Origin of the sequence: Mesorhizobium sp. M1338, from assembly GCF_040318045.1 — a bacterium.
Taxonomy (GTDB): domain Bacteria; phylum Pseudomonadota; class Alphaproteobacteria; order Rhizobiales; family Rhizobiaceae; genus Mesorhizobium.
On sequence record NZ_JAMYLL010000005.1, the window covers coordinates 173,261 to 190,832 of the forward strand.

Annotated in this window: 8 protein-coding genes; 1 reads left to right on the forward strand and 7 read right to left on the reverse strand. The window is 63.9% G+C overall.

Translation table 11 applies throughout. The features are described from left to right. Window positions 1-15: 15 nt before the first annotated feature. On the reverse strand, window positions 16-2,442 hold the full coding sequence (locus tag NKH19_RS07840) for a GcvT family protein (protein ID WP_352865510.1): 2,427 nt from the start codon (window positions 2,440-2,442) through the stop codon (window positions 16-18). A 57-nt stretch (window positions 2,443-2,499) separates the two neighbouring features. Beyond that, a complete protein-coding gene (locus NKH19_RS07845; protein WP_352982082.1) occupies window positions 2,500-4,038 on the reverse strand; it encodes a trimethylamine methyltransferase family protein in 1,539 nt (512 codons plus the stop codon). Between the two features lie 217 nt (window positions 4,039-4,255). Here NKH19_RS07845 and NKH19_RS07850 point away from each other — a divergent pair, with 217 nt between their 5' ends. Beyond that, window positions 4,256-4,846, forward strand: coding sequence for a transglycosylase SLT domain-containing protein (locus tag NKH19_RS07850; protein WP_352865515.1), 591 nt, complete (start codon window positions 4,256-4,258; stop codon window positions 4,844-4,846). Between the two features lie 31 nt (window positions 4,847-4,877). On the opposite strand, the gene NKH19_RS07855 is transcribed toward NKH19_RS07850, so the two are convergent. The 5 genes from NKH19_RS07855 to NKH19_RS07875 all read right to left on the reverse strand — a co-directional run bounded on the left by NKH19_RS07855 (window position 4,878) and on the right by NKH19_RS07875 (window position 17,571). After that, the gene (locus NKH19_RS07855; RefSeq protein WP_352865517.1) at window positions 4,878-7,100 is read right to left on the reverse strand and encodes a dipeptide ABC transporter ATP-binding protein; all 2,223 of its coding nucleotides are present in this window, start codon (window positions 7,098-7,100) and stop codon (window positions 4,878-4,880) included. Window positions 7,101-7,166: 66 nt separating this feature from the next. Continuing rightward, window positions 7,167-8,324, reverse strand: coding sequence for an ABC transporter permease (locus NKH19_RS07860; protein ID WP_352865519.1), 1,158 nt, complete (start codon window positions 8,322-8,324; stop codon window positions 7,167-7,169). Window positions 8,325-8,336: 12 nt separating this feature from the next. Continuing rightward, window positions 8,337-9,371 carry an ABC transporter permease gene (locus NKH19_RS07865; RefSeq protein WP_352865521.1) on the reverse strand — a complete coding sequence of 345 codons (1,035 nt, stop codon included), beginning with the start codon at window positions 9,369-9,371 and terminating at the stop codon, window positions 8,337-8,339. A 227-nt stretch (window positions 9,372-9,598) separates the two neighbouring features. Beyond that, the gene (locus NKH19_RS07870; RefSeq protein ID WP_352865523.1) at window positions 9,599-11,251 is read right to left on the reverse strand and encodes an ABC transporter substrate-binding protein; all 1,653 of its coding nucleotides are present in this window, start codon (window positions 11,249-11,251) and stop codon (window positions 9,599-9,601) included. A gap of 266 nt (window positions 11,252-11,517) precedes the next feature. Next, on the reverse strand, window positions 11,518-17,571 hold the full coding sequence (locus NKH19_RS07875; protein WP_352982083.1) for a translocation/assembly module TamB domain-containing protein: 6,054 nt from the start codon (window positions 17,569-17,571) through the stop codon (window positions 11,518-11,520). Between the last annotated feature and the right edge of the window lies 1 nt (window position 17,572).

A 17,572-nucleotide genomic window follows, 5' to 3' on the forward strand; every position in this document is an offset into this window, starting at 1 on the left:
GATACCCGCCTGATTTCAGGCGCGCATCCGCTCGAAATTGGCGTCGAAGAGCGCTGCCGGCTGCATGCGCGCCGCATGGCGTTTACCCAACAACTCGATCTCGAACCCGTCGCTCTCATCGGCGATCTCTTTTGGCACATAGCCGACGGCAACGGATTTTTTCGAGTGATGCGCGTAGCCGCCCGAGGTGACCCAGCCGCGCACGGCGCCGCCGAACCAGATCGGCTCGTCGCCGATGACGTCGGCGTCGTCGGCGTCGACGATGAAGGCACGCAGGCGCAATTTGCCGCCCTGCTTGCGCTCGGCGAGTGCCGCAGCCTTGCCGACGAAGTCGGCGTCCTTGCCATAGGCGACGAAACGGTCGAGCCCGGCCTCGAGCGGCCCGTAGATCGGCCGGTACTCGCGTCCCCACGAGCCGTAATTCTTCTCCAGCCGCAGCGCGTTGAGCGCGCGCGAGCCGAACAGGCCAATGCCGAATTCCTCGCCGGCCGCCATCAACGTCTGATAGGCGGCGCGCTGGTATTCCGGCGCTACCCAGACCTCGTAGCCGAGATCGCCGGTGTAGCTGACGCGGCCGACCAGGCACGGCGCCATGCCGATATCCATCCGGTCCATCGCCATGAACGGAACCGCCGTATTGGACACATCGGAGCGCGTGGCTTTTGCCAGCACATCCCGCGCTTTCGGGCCGGCAATCGACAGGCCGGTGAGCTTCTGGCCAATCGCATCGATGCGAACCGAGCCGTCATCAGGCAGATGCTTCTCGAACCAGCGCATGTGATATTGCTCGGCGATGCCGGACCCGGCGAGGAACCAGCCGTCCTCCCCCAGATTGGCCAGCGTGAAATCGCCGATCAGTTTGCCGTCGTCCTTCAGCATCGGCGCCAGCGTCATGCGGCCGGGCTTCGGCAGTTTGCAGGCAAGCATCCGGTCGAGCCATGCGGCCGCGCCCTCGCCCGTCACCTCGTATTTGGCGAAGCTCGAAATCTCGGACAGGCCGACACCGTCGCGGACGGTCGCGACCTCCTTGGCCACCTGCGTGAAGTCGCTCGAGCGGCGCCACGAGAACTCGTCCTTGACGCCCTCCGGCGCGTACCAGAGCGGCACCTCCAGCCCATAGGCAACGCCCCACTGCGCACCCCTGGCCGACAGCAAATCATAGACCGGTGTCGTCTTCAGCGGCCGCCCGGCGGGCAGTTCCTCATTGGGAAAGCGGATCGAAAATCGCCTGGAATAATTCTCGCGCACCTTGGCGTTGGTGTAGGCCATCGTCGCCCAGTCGCCATAGCGCGCGACGTCCATCGCCCAGATGTCGGCGCCGGGATCGCCCTCGATCATCCAGTTGGACAGTGCCAGCCCGACGCCGCCGCCCTGTGAAAAACCAGCCATGACGCCGCAGGCGACCCAGAAGCCCGGCAGCCCGCGCACCGGCCCGACCAGCGGATTGCCGTCCGGCGCGAAGGTGAAGGGTCCGTTGATGATCTGCTTGATGCCGGTGTTCTGGAAGGCCGGGAAGTGCCGGAACCCGACCTCCAGCGACGGCGCGATGCGATCGATATCGGGCGCCAGCAATTCATGGCCGAAATTCCACGGCGTCTGGAACTCGGACCACGGCTTGTTGGCCTTCTCATAGGTGCCCATCAGCATGCCGCCACGCTCCTGGCGCAGATAGAGCTCGCCATCGAAGTCGACCGCGTGGATGATCTCGGTGCCGGTCTTGGCGTTCCAGGCGGCGACTTCCGGCATGTCCTCGGTGATCAGGTACATGTGCTCCATCGCCAGCACCGGAAGCTCAAGGCCAACCATGCGGCCGACCTCGCGCGCCCACAGGCCGCCGGCGTTGACGACATGCTCGGCCACCACGTCGCCCTTGTTGGTGATGACGCGCCACATCCCGTCGGGACGCCGCACGATGTCCTCGACCTTGGTGAAGCGCTCGACCTCCGCGCCCAGTTTCCGCGCCGCCTTGGCATAGGCATGGGTGACGCCGGAGGGATCGAGATGGCCGTCCTCCTTGTTCCTGACGGCGCCGACGAACTGCTTGGGGTCGAGCAGCGGCATCAGCTCGGCCGCCTCGTTGGGGGAGATTTCCTCAAGCTCGATGCCGAGATAGCGGCCCTTGGCGACGACGCCGCGCAGCCAGTCGAGCCGCGCCTCGGTCGCCGCCAGAAGCACGCCACCGGTCAGATGCACGCCGGTGGCCTGGCCGGAAAGCTCCTCGATCTCCTTGTAGAGGTTGATGGTGTATTTCTGCAGCTTGGCGACATTGGGGTCGCCATTGATGGTGTGCATGCCGCCGGCCGCATGCCAGGTCGAGCCGGACGTCAGCTCGTCTCTCTCCAGCAGCACCACGTCGGTCCAGCCGTGGCGAGCGAGATGGAACAGCACGGAGCACCCGACGACGCCACCGCCAATGACCACGACCTTTGCATGCGATTTCATGGATTTTTCTCTGATATCAGTGAGTTGGATGGGTGATTGGATTCGAGCGGGGAAGCGTCACGGCTCGCCCTGCCCGATCGCTTCCTTGCGCCTGGCCATGTAAGCCTCCAGCGCCTCGCGCACGGCGATATCCATCACCGGCTCGACATAGTCTTCCAATGCCTTCTTCCACAGCCGCGTCGCGCGTGCCGTGGCGTCGAGGCCACCGGCCTCTTGCCAGGCCTCGTAATTCTGCCAGTTGGACAGCATCGGCTGGTAGAAGGCGGTGGCGTAGCGCTCCAGCGTGTGCGGCTCGCCGAAGAAATGACCGCCGGTCGGCACCGCGCCCAAAGCCTCGACGGCAAGCTCGGCCTCGTTGACCTCGATCGGGCGCAGGAATTCCATCATGTGCTGGATCATCTCGACATCGATGATGAGCTTCTCGAACGACGCCGTCAGCCCGCCCTCCTGCCAGCCGGCGGCATGATAGACGAGATTGCCATGGCCGAGCACCGCGCCCCACAGTGCCATCAGCGTCTCATAGGCGCCTTGCGCGTCGGCGGCGTTGGAGGCCGAGCCCGGCGTCGTGCGGTACGGCAACCCGTAACGCCGCGCCAGCTGTCCCGACGCGATGTTGGCCTTGGTGTTCTCCGGCGTGCCGAAGGCCGGCGCGCCCGACTTCATGTCGACATTGGAGGTGAAGGCGCCATACATGACAGGCGCGCCCGGACGCACCAGCTGAGTCAGCACCACACCGAACAGCGCCTCGGCGTTCAGCTGCGCCAGCGCGCCGGCCAGCGTCACCGGGCTCATCGCCCCCATCAGCGTGAACGGCGTCACCGCCACCGACTGGCCGAACTCGGCCATGGTCATCAGCCCCTCGGCCATCATCTCGTCGAAGCGGCGCGGCGAGTTGACCGAGATTATGGTGGTGACGCCGGGGTCGTCGCGCATCTGGTCGAGGCTCAAGCCACGGGCGATCGCCATCATCTCGATGCCGTCGAGCGCCCTGCCTCGGCCGATCGCCGAGACATGGAAACTCTTGTCGGTCAGCGTCAGATTGGTGAAATAGGTGTCGAGATGGCGGGAATTGGCCGGCAGCTCGACCGGCGCGCAGACCTGGTTGCCGAGCATATGTATGCAGTTGAAATGCTGCGCCAGCCGGGTCAGATCCGAATAGTCGCGCAGATTGCCGGCGCGGCGGCCGCGCTCCATGTCGTGTACATTGGGCGGTCCGGCAACGAGGGTGAAATTGATGGTGTTGCCGCCGAGATGAACGGCGTTGGCCGGATTGCGCGGCGTCAACACATAGCTGGATTGCGTGGTCTTCAACGCCTCGGCGACCAACCCCCTATCGATGCGGACATTCGCTGAGGCATGATCGACCTTGGCGCCGGCCTTCTCGAACAGCGACAGTGCGCGCGGGCTCATCACCTCGATGCCGAAATTCTCCAATATGTGCATCGACGCCTGGTGGATCTGCTCGATCTGGTCAGGCGACAGCATGGCCATTGGCGGATATGGATTGGTCACCCGCCTGAGCGGCAGTTGCGGAATGGCCGACGGCCCCCTGTTGCTGGTGCGCTCGGCGCCGCGTTTGCGTCTCGGTTCGTTCATGCCTGGCATCAAAGCCCCGGCAAACGAGGCAAGCTGTCAGAAATGCGCCGTTTGCGGGCGTGATTTTAGCCACGGCGGCATTTCTGCGGCATCAATTTAGAAAAAGCGACGAAACACGTCGATTTACAGGTACTGGATTTTTTTCAAGGGGGTGTGCGACGAGGCGTTAACGAACGCTGCAAGATTCCCTTTATGATTTCAGCCTATTGCTCTGCCAATGCGTAGTTCGAGTTTTAGTAAAATTGGTGCCGTTTGCGTGCTGTTGGCACTTTCTGCCTGCGCGACACCGCCCAACCACATCAACAACGTCTGTGCCGTCTTCGACCAGAATGACGGTTGGTTCGACAACTGGCAGTCGGCCGCCGAGCGCGCGCAACAGAAATACGGCGTGCCGGTTCCCGTGCTCATGGCGACGGTGCGCAAGGAATCCGGCTTCAAGAGCAACGCAAGGCCGCCACGCACCAAGCTCCTCGGCTTCATTCCGTGGAAGCATGTCTCATCGGCCACCGGCTTCTCACAGGCGCTGGACGGCACTTGGTCGCAATATCAGAGCGAGACCGGCAACTGGGCGGCGCGGCGCACGAAGTTCGCCGATGCGGTCGATTTCGTCGGCTGGTATCACTCCAAGACCGCTGACACCTATGGCGTCGCTCGCAACGACACCTACAATCTCTATCTCGCCTACTATCTCGGCTGGACCGCCTATGGCCGCGGCAACCGGGGCGATGCCGGCGTCCAGGGCTATGCGAGGGCGACCGACAAGATGGCCCGCGACTATGCGCAGCAGTTGAGCCAGTGCGGCACCTAAAAGGGCTGCCGCGACAGCGGCAGCGCCTTGATCAGCTCGGCTTCGGCTTCTTGCCACGCGGACGCTTCGGCGGCGGGCCGGCAAAGCCCGGGCCATCGCCATGCGGCGAGTCCTCGGGCACGCCCTCATGCGCGGCATGTTCCTTGTCGAACTTGATCACCGGTTCCATCTTGGCCAGCACATCGTCGGAGAGCCAGCACAGGCTCATATGGCCGTCGCCGAGATGCTTGACCAGCGGCACCTTGGTCTCGCACAGATTGTCCGGCACCAGCTTCTTGTAGCCGCAGCGCGTCTGGAACGGACAGCCCGACGGCGGGTTCATCGCCGACGGGATATCGCCTTCCAGCACGATGTGGCGCTTGACCACGCTGGTGTCGGCGATCGGGATCGCCGACAGCAGTGCCTCGGTATAGGGGTGATAGGGCGGCGCGAAGATCTGGTCGGTCGTACCCTGCTCGACGATATAGCCGAGATACATGACGACGACGCGGTCGGCGATGTAGCGCACGACGGACAGATCGTGGCTGATGAACAGCATCGTCGTCTTGTTCTTGCGCTGGATGTCCATCAAAAGTTCGGTCACAGCTGCCTGCACGGACACGTCCAGTGCCGAGACCGGCTCGTCGGCCACCACCACCTTGGCGTCGCCGGCAAAGGCCCGCGCCACGCCGATGCGCTGCTTCTGGCCGCCGGATAGCTGGCGCGGCTTGCGGGTCTCGAAGGCCCGCGGCAGCTTCACCAGATCGAGCAGTTCCAGCATGCGCTTGCGGCGGTCGGCAACCGTCTTGCCGACATTGAACTTCTCTAGGGTGCGGATGATCTGCGAGCCAACCGAATGGCTGGGATTGAGCGTGTCGAACGGGTTCTGGAACACCATCTGGATCGACGATACGGTTTCGACGCTACGGCTCTCGATGCCGGTCGACTGGATTTCCTTGTTGCCCAGCGTCACCGTGCCGGCACTTGCCGTCTCCAGCCCGAGCAGCACCTTGGCCAGCGTCGACTTTCCGCAGCCGGATTCGCCGACGATGGCGACCGTCTCGGATTCACGCGCCATGAACGAGATCGTCTCGTTGGCCTTGACGACGCGGCCCTCGCTCGAGCCGAACACCTCGCTGCCGCCGACTCTGTAGTATTTTCTCAGGTCCTCGATCTTGAGCACCGGCGCACCGGGCACGACGCGCTCATTGACCTTCTTGGCGCCGGGCGGCAGCGCCTCCCAGTCGATCTCATTGAAGCGTACGCAGCGCGAGAAATGGCCTTCATGTCCCGCGACCTCGATCATCGGGATTTCGGCGGCGTTGCAGACGCCCTCGACGAAATGGTGGCAGCGCGGGCCGAAATTGCAGCCCTTGGGGCGCTCATGTGGCAGCGGCAGCTGTCCGGGAATCGAAATCAACGGCCGTGAGTTCTTGTCGGCGCCGGGCAGCGGGATCGAGCGGAACAGCCCTTGCGTGTAGGGATGGCGCATCCGGTCGAACACGTCCTTGATCTTGCCGGTCTCCACCGCCTCGCCAGAATACATCACCGTGATGCGGTCGCAGGTCTCGAGGATCAGGCCGAGATTGTGCGAGACGAAGATCATCGATGTGCCGAACTTCTCGCCGAGCCCCTTGACCAGGTCGACGATGCCCGCTTCCACCGTCACGTCGAGCGCCGTCGTCGGCTCGTCGAGCAACAGAAGCGCCGGCTTCGACAGGAGTGCCATGGCGATGACGATACGCTGTTGCTGGCCGCCGGAGAGCTGGTGCGGATAGGAACGCATCATGCGCTCGGGATCGGGCAGCTTGACCGAGCGCACCATTTCGAGCGCGCGTTTATACGCCTCTTCCTTCGAGACCTTGTCGTGGATCAGCGGCACTTCCATCAACTGCTGTCCGACCTTCATCGCCGGGTTGAGGCTGGCCATCGGCTCCTGGTAGATCATCGCGATCTTGTTGCCGCGGATGGCGCGCAGCTCCTCATCGGAAAGCTCGCCCATGTCCTTGCCCTGGAACTTGATCTTGCCGCCGACGATCTTCCCGATGTTGGAGAGGTCGCGCATGATGCCGAGCGACACGGTCGACTTGCCGCAGCCGGATTCGCCGACGATGCCCATCGCCTCGCCCGGCATGACAGTGCAGGAAAAATCCATGACGGCCGGTATCTCGCCCTTGCGGGTGAAGAAGGAGATCGACAGGTTCTCGATCTCGATGATCGGCCCATTGGTCGGCCCAGGGGTCGGCTTGGCGGGATTTCGAACTGCCTCGTTCATGGGTCGCTCCAATCCTGGTTCTTTCAGGCCTAATTCTCTTAGGCGCATCGGGTCGAAACCCGCAGATCAGTCTTTCATCGATTGTTCGCGCAACGAGTCGGCGAGCAGGTTCAAGCCCAGCACGAACGACATCAGCGCGATCGTTGGTGGCAGCGCCGGGTGGATGAAGGAGCGCAGCAACCGGCTGGCGTCCTTGATCGCGGTGCCCCAGTCCGGGCTTTCCGGCGCCAGGCCGAGGCCGAAATACCCCAACGTGCCGAGCAGGATCGTGGTGTAGCCGATGCGCAGGCAAGCATCGACGATCAGCGGCCCGCGCGCATTGGGCAGGATCTCCCACAGCATGATGTACCAGGGCGATTCACCGCGCGTCTGCGCCGCCGCCACATAGTCGCGTGTCTTGATGTCCATCACAAGGCCGCGCACGATGCGGAACACGCCGGGGCTGGAGGCGAACACCACCGCCACGAAGATGTTGAGCTGGTTGGGATCGATGTGAACGATCCTCAGCGGGTCCTTGTCGAACACAAGGCCGAGATAGATCCAGCCGCCGACGATCAAGGTGATGCCGAGCAGGATGTAGAGCCGGTCGGGCCGGTTCTTGTAGCGCGTCCAGAACAGCACGCTGAAGAAGATGATCGGGAACAGGAAGAACACGCCGGCCATCGCATAGGGGATCGGCGTATCCATGATGCCCGGCGTCACCAGCAGGTAGAACAGCAGGATGACCGGGAAGGCGAGCACCAAATTGGCCAGGAACGACAGCACCGTGTCGATCTTGCCGCCGTAATAGCCCGCGGGCAGGCCGAGCGTGATGCCGACCATCAGCGCGAAGCCGGTTGCGGCAGGCGCGATGATCAGCACGATCTGGCTGCCATGGACCATGCGCGAGAACACGTCGCGCGCCAGCTTGTCGCCGCCGAACAGATAGGTCAGCCCCGATTGCGGTTCGATGGCGCCCGGCAGCACGTCCTTCATGATGGGGACCTGGGCCAGCGGATCGAACGGCGAGATGGTCGCGGCGAAGATCGCCGTGAACAGCCAGAACAGACAGATGCCGACGCCGACGACGCCGACACCGCTGTCGAACAACTGGCCATAGAGCGCCAGCTTCTTCTTGTAGGCGAAGCTCGCGCCCATGACGATGACGAGCGCGATCCAGACCGGCCAGAAGCGCGACAGCACTTCGAGAACGACGGTGAAGCCACTGATATATTGAACCGGCATCCGCTTGGCTCCCTACTGAACTCTGATACGCGGATTGAGAAACGCGTAGCCGACATCGGAAATGAGCTGCGTGATCAAGACGATGAACACCGAAACCAGCGAGCAGCCTAGCAAAAGGTCGATGTCGTTGTTGCCGGCCGCCTCGACCAGCGTGTAGCCGAAGCCTTGGTAGCGGAACATCACCTCGACGATGACGACGCCGGTGAGCAGCCAGGGAAACTGCAGCATGATGACGGTGAACGGCGCGATCAGCGCGTTGCGCAGCGCATGTTTGACCACCACGCTGCCGAAGGAGAGACCCTTCAATCGGGCGGTGCGGATATATTGCTGCGTCATCACCTCAACCATCGAAGCGCGCGTCATGCGGGCGATGTAGCCGATGCCGTAGATCGCCAGCGTCATCACCGGCAAGGTGAAATTGTAGAAGGTGATGCCTTGGCTCGCCGACGCGGCTGAACCATTCAGCCAGCCAAGCCATGAGGCGAAGATGACGGTGAAGATGACGCCGGACACATATTCGGGCGTCGCGGTCGAAGCGATCGAGGCCACCGAAAGCACGCGGTCGGTTCGCGAGCCCTCACGCATGCCGGCCAGAATGCCGATCAGCAGCGAGATCGGCACCATCACCGCCAGCACCCAGAACATCAGGATACCGGTGGCGCCGAGCGCCGGGAACAGTTTCGAGGCGACGGTTGCCTTGAACTTGGTCGAGCAGCCGAAATCGCCCTCGAAAACGCCGGCAAAGGTCGGCTCGAGCGGATCGTTGCAGAAGGAGAAACGCTGCGCGGGCTTGCCGGTCGCCGGGTCGCTCACAGGCTGCTTGGGCACGACGCCCAGCCACTGGCCATAACGCACGAAGAAGTTCTGCCGGTAGCCATGGTTGACCAGCCAATTCTCGAGCTGCTCGGCCGATGTATGCATTTCGGTCTGGCTGATCGCCAGCTTCTTCAGATTGGGTTCGAGGTTGATCAGGAAGAAGACAACCATGGTCAGGCACAGCATCGTCAATGCCATGGTGCCAAGACGCCTGATAACGAAAGAAAGCATGGCTGCCCCCTGCCGATGGGTTGGGGTTTGAGCCGGCTATGAAAGCCAACCCTGCCGTGACCGGCGGGGCTGACTGTCAAACAGGCCTTCGGATGCGATCAACCTTGTTTTTGTTGCACGACCTTGCCCCGGAGTCCCGCAACTTTTTTGAGAAGCGCGGACCCACAGGGGCAGACGATGCAAAGAGCGAGGGAAAGGGGCGACGCCCCTTCCCCTTGTCGGCGCGATCAAGCCTGTTCGAGCCAGACCTTGCCGTAGTCGCGCTCGAAGGTCGGGTGCATCTTGTAGTTCTGCACCGCCTTGACCGAGTGGCTGTAGAGCTTGCGCCAGTACGGCTGGATGATGATGCCTGAATCTTGCAGGATCTGCTCGATGTCCTTCATCATCTCCTTGCGCTTCGCGGCGTCGGCAACGGCGAGCGCCGCATTGAGCTTGGCATCCCAATCGGGATTCGAATAGCCCGTCTCGTTCCAGGCTTCGCCCGTGCGATAGCCGATCGCAAGCACCTGGACGCCAAGCGGCCGCATGTTCCAGTTGGTCATGGACAGCGGATACTTGGTCCAATCGTTCCAGAACGTCGAGCCCGGCAGCACGGTGCGCTTCACCTTGAGACCGGCGTCGCGCATCTGGGCGGCGATCGCATCGCCGGTGTTCTTGTGCCAGTCCTCGTCGACGGTGATCAGCTCGTGTTCGAAGTCGGCCTGGCCGGCTTCCGCCATCAGCGCCTTTGCCTTGGCCGGATCGCGCGCGACCTTCGCAAGCTCATAATATTCCGGATGGATCTGGCAGACATGGTGGTTTTCGGCGACCGTGCCGGCATTGCCATAGCCAAGCTGAAGAACGACATTGTTGTCGACCGCGAGTTGCAGCGCGTTGCGCACCTTCTGGTCGCCATAAGGCTTGTTGTTGACGTTGGTGCGGCAGACGATGGTCGACGCCGTGACGATTTCCGACTTCACCAGGTCCATGCCGTCGAGGATCGACACGTAGTCGGCCGAGGTCTCGAAATTGGTGTGCACCTCGCCGGCTTCGAAAGCACTGACCATGGCGGCCGGATCGGTGCCGTAGTCGATGAATTCCAGGCCATCGAGGAACACTTCGCCGTCCCACCACTTGTCGTCGGTGCGGCGCTTGTAGACCACTTTCTGGCCGACATCGTAGGAGACGAGCTCGAACGGGCCGGTGCCGATCGGGCAGGCCTTGAAGTCGCCGCCCTTCTCGTCGAAGCTCTTGTGGACGATCAGGCCGGGATAGTCGCACATGTTGGGAATGAGCGCGATGTCAGGCTTGCCGAGCTTGAGCACGACCGTATGGTCGTCAGGCATGGTCACGGCGCTTTCGTCGAGCTTGTCGTCCTTGACCAGCGAACCGAGACGGCCGGGCATCGAATTGCCTTCGGCTTTCTTGTCGGCCCAACGCTTGAGGTTGAAGACGACGTCGGCGGCGGTGAAGGCATCGCCATTCGACCAGGTGACGCCCTTGCGCACATGCAGCGTGTACTGCGTGGCATCGTCGTTGACGTCCCAGCTTTCCAGCAGATAGGGGCGGAATGTGTATTCGGGTGTGTACTTGACCAGCGGCTCGAGCGCCTGGCGCTCGGCATTGGCAATTTCCGACCAGTCGGACTTGCGCGGATCCTTCGGATCCTTGATCCACTGGGCGATCTTCAGCGTGCCGCCCTTCTTGCCTTTTACCTCTTCGGCTTTTGCCGGCGTCGGGTCGGCGAGGCCGAGCAAGCCGTAAGCCATTGCCGTCGATGCACCGAAGACACTGGCCATGGCCAGGAATTCGCGGCGATCCACCTTGCCTGCCTTGGCGTCTTCGGCCATGGCCAGGATGTGATCTGGAACGCGATCGCCATTACTCTTATAAATCGTCATGACTTAACTCCCATTGTTGGCTTTCCGCCTTTTAACATTCCGCATCCGGGCCATGATGTCAAAGACGGCATGGATTGGGAACATGTTAGGGAATGTGCAACTTTGGAAAGGGAGCGGTTCGCGTGATAACGACAGTCTTGGCGCAAAATTGCTATTGCACGACGGATTCCTCTGAAATCTCGATAGTCGATTAAACCGAGACATTTACCGGGGGCCGGACAGCGCCACTTTCGAGCCACCGTGGGGCCAAAAGTCCAGTCGAAAGATCAGTATTCCTTTTCGTAAAAGATGCCGCCCTTGGCTTCGCCGGCATCGTTGGCCTCGCCGCGCAGCTTGACGCCGCGCCCGACATTGAGGTCGATCGTCGCCTTGCCCGAGCCCGGCTTGTCACCCTTCTGGATCGTCACATAGGTGCGGTCGTTGAGGTATTTGCCGGCCGAAACCGCCGTGCCGCCCTGCTCGTCCGTGGTGACGTCGAGATCGTCGACGCCGATGGCGCTGCGCAGGTTTTCCAGCAGTGACGTCGAGCCGCCGACCCCGGCCAGTTGCCCTGCCGCTTCGGCAAGCTGGGCGATCTGCAGCGGCGACAGGTTCGACATCGAGCGGCCGAAGATCAATTGCGCCAGCACCTCGTCCTCGGGCAATGCAGGCACCGAGGAGAAGATGAATTTCGGATTGGTCGCCTCGCCCGACACCACTATGGTGACGGTGGCGCTGGTCGTCGTCGTTGTCGCCGTCAGGTTGAGATAGGGCACCAGCGAGCCCGAGAAGCCAACCGTGCCTTCGGTGAAGGTCAGCCGCTTGCCGAGGATCGTCAGCCGGCCGCGCTGCAAGGTGAAGGTGCCTACCGCTTGCGGCGACGAGGCCGGGCCGGTCAGCCTGAGCGAGCCGCCGAGTTCGGCATCGACGCCCCTGCCCTGGATGAATATCTGGTTCGGCGCATTGACCGTGACATCAAGGGTAAGGCCAGCGCCGCCGCCCTTGCCGCTTGTCGTCGGCGGCCGCAGCGCCTTGTCCTGCGCCCGTACGGTACCTGGCGCGTTCTTGTGCTTGACGTCGAGCGCCGTCAGCGAACCCGGCAATTTGTCCGGAACCGTGATCACCGTCTTGGCGAGGTTGACGGTGCCGGCGATCACCGGAGCCGACGTCAGCGGTCCCTTTACCGTCAGGTCGCCGCCGAGATTGGCGGTCACGACCCTTCCATCCGTATAGCGGCCGTCGACCAGCTTGATCGACAGGTCGGCCGGGAAACCCTGCGCCGGCTTGATGCCGACCGTGCCGCTGGCCGACAGGCTGCCGCGCGTCGACAGCGTCCCGGTCAGCCGGTTGATCCTGGCGATGCCGCCGGAAATCGAGATATCGGCGGCGAGATCGTTGACGGCGAGGCCCGAGCGCGCATCGACCAGGCGCGCACCAGAGGTGCTGACGCTGCCGCCGATGACAGGCGACGTCGCGGGACCGCGCACCTGCACGTTGACATTGGCGGTTCCAGACAGCGCCAAGCCCTGCGCGGCGAGCTTCTGGCTGAGCAGGCCGAACGGCACGGCGCCATTGAAGTCGAGCACCAGCGCCGGCGTGCCGGCCGTCGTCACGGTGCCGCCGCCCTTGAGGCCAAGGCCGGCGCCATCGCTGACATTGGCATTGAAGGTCAGCTTATTGGCCGCAAAAGTGCCGGACGAGGAGATGCTCACGGCACCGACACCGGCACCTCGGGTCTGCGATGTCTGCACGCCGGCCGCGTCGATGTTGAAGGCAACAGTGGGGTTCGCCGGCGCACCCGTCACCTTCACCGTGCCCGAAATCGAACCGGCGGCGTCGAGACCGGCCGAGAAACTGTTGGCGAGCGACATCGGCACCCGCGCCAGCGTCGCGTTGATGTCGAGCGCCGCGCCGACCTTGCCCGTCACCGTCGCGGTGCCGCCGCCAAGGTTGAGCACCAGCCGGTCCAGCGTCGTCGTGCCATTGGCAATGCTGACTGTCGAGGCCTGGGCGATGGCCGCCTTGATGCCCTGGACGGTCGCCTGGCCGGACGCAAGCTCGATGGTCGTCGTGCCGTTGGCCACTTTCACGCGGCCAGCGGCCCGCGCCGGAATGCCCTTGACGGTTGCGCCGCCGGAAAAGCCGGTCCAGTCACCGTCGCGCTTCAAGTCGACATCGATGCCGCTAATCACGGTGCCGCCTGAAGTGACGGTGTCGGCGCGGATCTTTCCGGAGATCACGGGTACTGCCAGATAGTTGGTGACCAGCGCATCGATAGAGACGGCTTTCGCCTGAAGGTCGCCCCGCGAAATCGATGCCGTCGCCGCCTTGATCGCGACTTGCGGTGCGGGGCCATTCTTCGAAAAAGCAATCGTGCCGCGCACGTCGCCTTCGGCCTTTTCCAGCGCCAGTGCCGCCAGCGGCCCGATATCGGGCAGGTCGAGCGCGATAGTGCCGACCGGCACGAACTTCTCGTCCAGCGCCAGATCGCCCGAAATCCTGTTCTTACCCAGCGACAGCAGCAGGCCGTTGATGGCGCTCTTGCCGTCCGCCGTCGCCAGCACCGCGCTGCCTTGCAGCGCCTGGCCGGCGACATTGCCGGTCAGTTGCACATTCGCCGCCGGATTGGCGGCATCGGCCTTGCCGGTGGCGGTCAGCTTCAGAGCGGTGATGTCGCGCGATGCCACCAGCAGCCTGTCGCTGTCGACCGTCAGCGACAAATCCGGCGCGGTGGCTGACCCCTGTGCATTCAACGCGAAGGCTACGGCGCCCTTGGCATCTTTCGACAGCAGCGAGATGTCGCTCAGCGCACCCTTGATGTCGGCGGCGAGTTTGTTGTCGGCAAGGCTGGCTTGCCCTTGCGCGGTCAGCGCGCCCGAGGCCAGCTTCAATCCATCGACATTGACATTGCCCGACGCATCACGCTTCAGCGCAGCGCTCAGTTGCGCGCGTTCGGCAAGCAGGCCGCGCACCGCCGCCGGCAGCGCCGTCGAGGCGGCATCGGCTTTCAAATTGAGATCGATGGCGCCGTCGGCCAGCGATACCCGCCCGTTGAAGCCACTGTTCAGCGCATCGCTCGTCACCGAGCCGCTGTCGATGGTGACGGCGTCCGCGGCCAGGCTGCCGGCAACCTTGGCCGTGACCTTGCCGGCGATGAGCGGCGCGATGGTCGCATTGTCGAGACCGATCTTTTCCGCCGACACCGTGCCGGAGATCGGCCCCGTGCGGGTCTTCAAGTCAAAGGCATCGGAATGCAGGGCGACCGCTACGCCTTCGACCTTGGCCAGCTTTGTGGCAACCGAAGGCAGCGTCGCCGAAATGTCGAGCCGGGGCTGCGTGCCCTGCCCCGCTGCCTTCACCAAAAGCGCCTGCAGCTCGAGCTTGATCGGGCTTTCAGCGCTGCCCAGCGTCAGCGGCAGGCTCGGTCCGGACGAGGCGAGGTCGAGGGCGAAATCGCTGGCGCCGTTCGGGTTGAGGGTGCCGGCCGCCTTGCCGGAAATCTTGTCGCCGGTCAGCGTCGCATGGTCGAGAACAACACCGCCGGCCATGGTGTAGCTGCCGGCCGCGTCGACAGCGAGCGGCCCTAGCCCGGCCTGGCGGGTCTGGCTGGTTTCGACGCCAGCAAGCCGCGCGTTGAAACGGACGTCGGGGGCGGCCGCCGATCCGGTCACCTGCGCCGTGCCGTCGAGCGTGCCCACCGCATCGAGACCGGGCGAAAAATCATTGGCGAGCGCTGCCGGCAGTGCCGAAAATTGCGCCGCGAGGTCCAGCGTCTGGCCAGCGGTACCGGACAAGGTCACCGAGCCGCCCCCGACATCGAGCGCCAGTCTTTCGATGCGGGTCGTGCCGTTGGCGATGCTCAGCGTCGAGGCTTGAGCGATTGCCGCTTTGATGCCGCGAACGGTGGCTTCGCCCGAGGAGATCTCGACGCTGGTCTTGCCATCGGCGATCTTCACCCGGCCGGCAGCGGTCGCCGGAATCCCTGATATGGTGGCGCCGCCGGTGAAATTGGTCCAGTCGCCGTCGCGCTTCAGGTCGACGCCGATGGCGCCGATTTCGGTGGCTCCCGAGGTGACGCTGTCGGCCTTGATCGAACCAGCGATCGCCGGCGCCTTGAGATAGTTGGCAATCAGTGCATTGACGGTGATCGCCTTGGCCGTCACCTCGCCGCGCGCGATCGACGTGCTCTTCGCGTCAATGGCGACCGACGGCGCGTCGCCCTCCTTGGCAAAACGGATGGTGCCGTCGATGTCGCCCGTCACCGCCTGGCCGGCAAGCGCGGCCAACTGGTCGATAGCGGGTGCCGCGAGCGTCAGCGTGCCGAGCGGCATGAATTTGTCGTCCAGCGCGAGATCGCCCGAGACCTTGTTGTCGCCCAGCGACACCAGGAAGCCATTGATCGAACGCTTGCCTTCGCTCGTCACCAGCGCCGCCTTGATGTCGAGCGGCTGGTCGTTGACGGAGCCGGTCAGCGAGACATCGGCGGCGGGGCTGGTGATGTCGGCCTTGCCGCTGGCCGTCAGCTTGATGCTCTTCACCGTGCGGCCCGAGGCCGTCAGGCTGTCGCTGTCGGCCGAGACGGTGAAATCCGGCGCCGTCATGGCGCCGCTTGCAGACAGTGCGAAATCGACGCCGCCGGCAACCGGCACGCCGACCGTCGGCGACAGCACGGAAACGTCGCCCAGTTTGCCCTTGATGTCGGCCTGGATGTCGGTGCCTTGCATGCTGGCCGTACCGGCGGCGCTGAGTGTACCGGAGGTGAATTCGATCGAGTTTGCGGCGAAGGATCCTTGCGGATCGCGCGTCGCGGTGGCCGAGAATTTCACGCGGGCACCGAGCACCGATGCAATCTGCGGCGGCAAGGCCGTCGCCACGGCATCCGCGTTCATCTTGAGCTGCATCGACAGATCGGCGAGCGCCACGGTGGCCGTCAGCGAAGCGTTGAGCGCGTCGGAGCGCAGCGTGCCCTGGTCGATGGCAATGGCATCCTTGCTGATCGATCCGGCCAGATCGACACCGACCTTGCCGGTGATCAAGGGCGCAAGTGTCGCCACGTCGGTCTTGAGGCCGCCCGCCCCCAGCTTGACGGTGACCGGCCCGGCGCGGTTCTGGATGTCGAAACCGTCGGAATGGATCTGCGCCGCCAGATCGTCCAGGCGCGTACCACCGGCGACGATGGAAACGAAGGAGGCGCCGATATCGATGATCGGCGCCTTGCCGTCACCGAACGCGCGGGCGGTGGCGTTGCTGATCGCCAGCGTGATCGGCTGCGCCTTACTGCCGACGCTGATCACCACGGGCGGGCCCTTGGCGGCGAGTTCGACCGAAAGATCGCTGGCGCCGGCGGGATCGACGATGCCGGTGGCGGTGCCATGCACCGCATCGCTGTCGATGTTGGCGCGGTCGACACTGACACCGCCGGCCGATGTGGCGGTGCCCGCGACATCGAAGCTGGTCTTGCCGGCAAACAGCGGCTTCAAATTTTCCGGCAGGAAGCGGGCGAAATCGCCATCCCCCTCGGCCTCTATGTAATTTCCCTTGTCGGTCAGCTGGTGGCGGCCCGTCAGCTGAGTGACGATCTTGCCGTCGACCGCGAACGTGCCGATGCCGTTCCAGTTGGCGAGCGGTCCTGTACCCGAGACGATTATGTCGACGGGCGGCGTATCGGGCAATTTAAGCAGATTGGCGATGATGCCGCCTGCCGGTTCCGAGGCCTTGAGGTCGAGATCGAGCCTGTTGTCTGCCGGCGCAAAGTGGATTTTGGCATCGACATTGCCCTGCTTGCCATCATGGCGGGTGACGTTGAGCGTCGTCTCGAACGCCAGCGGCGCGGCGTCGGCCTTGAGCATCCCCTTGGCGGCAAGTTCGGCGATGCCGCTGCCGGCTAGGTCTTGCCCCAGCGCGATCTCGGGCAGGTCGATCTGCTTGATGTCGAGCGAAACCGGCAGCGTCGTCGTGCCGCCGCTCCGCGCCGGCTGCGTGCTGGCCACCGGCAACCGGGCGAGTTCGATGCGCTCGGCCGCGATGCGGTCGGCGCTGAAATTTTTCGACAGCAGCGCCAGCGGCGACCAATCGACGGCCACCTTGCGCGCCACCAGCCAGGCGCCTTCGCGGTCTTCCAGCACGACATGGTCGACGCTGAGAGCCCCGGACCAGATGCCGTCTATGCCGTTGACGGTGATCTTGCGGTCGTCGCTCGATGCCAGGCGCGAGATGATGCCAGCGAGATTGTCGCGTCCGCGTTCGGTCTTGGTCAGCACGACCAGGGCGCCGATCGCACCCGCGACCACGATCAGCAGCGTGTAAAGGACAATGCGGAAGATGCGCCAGACCGTCTTCATC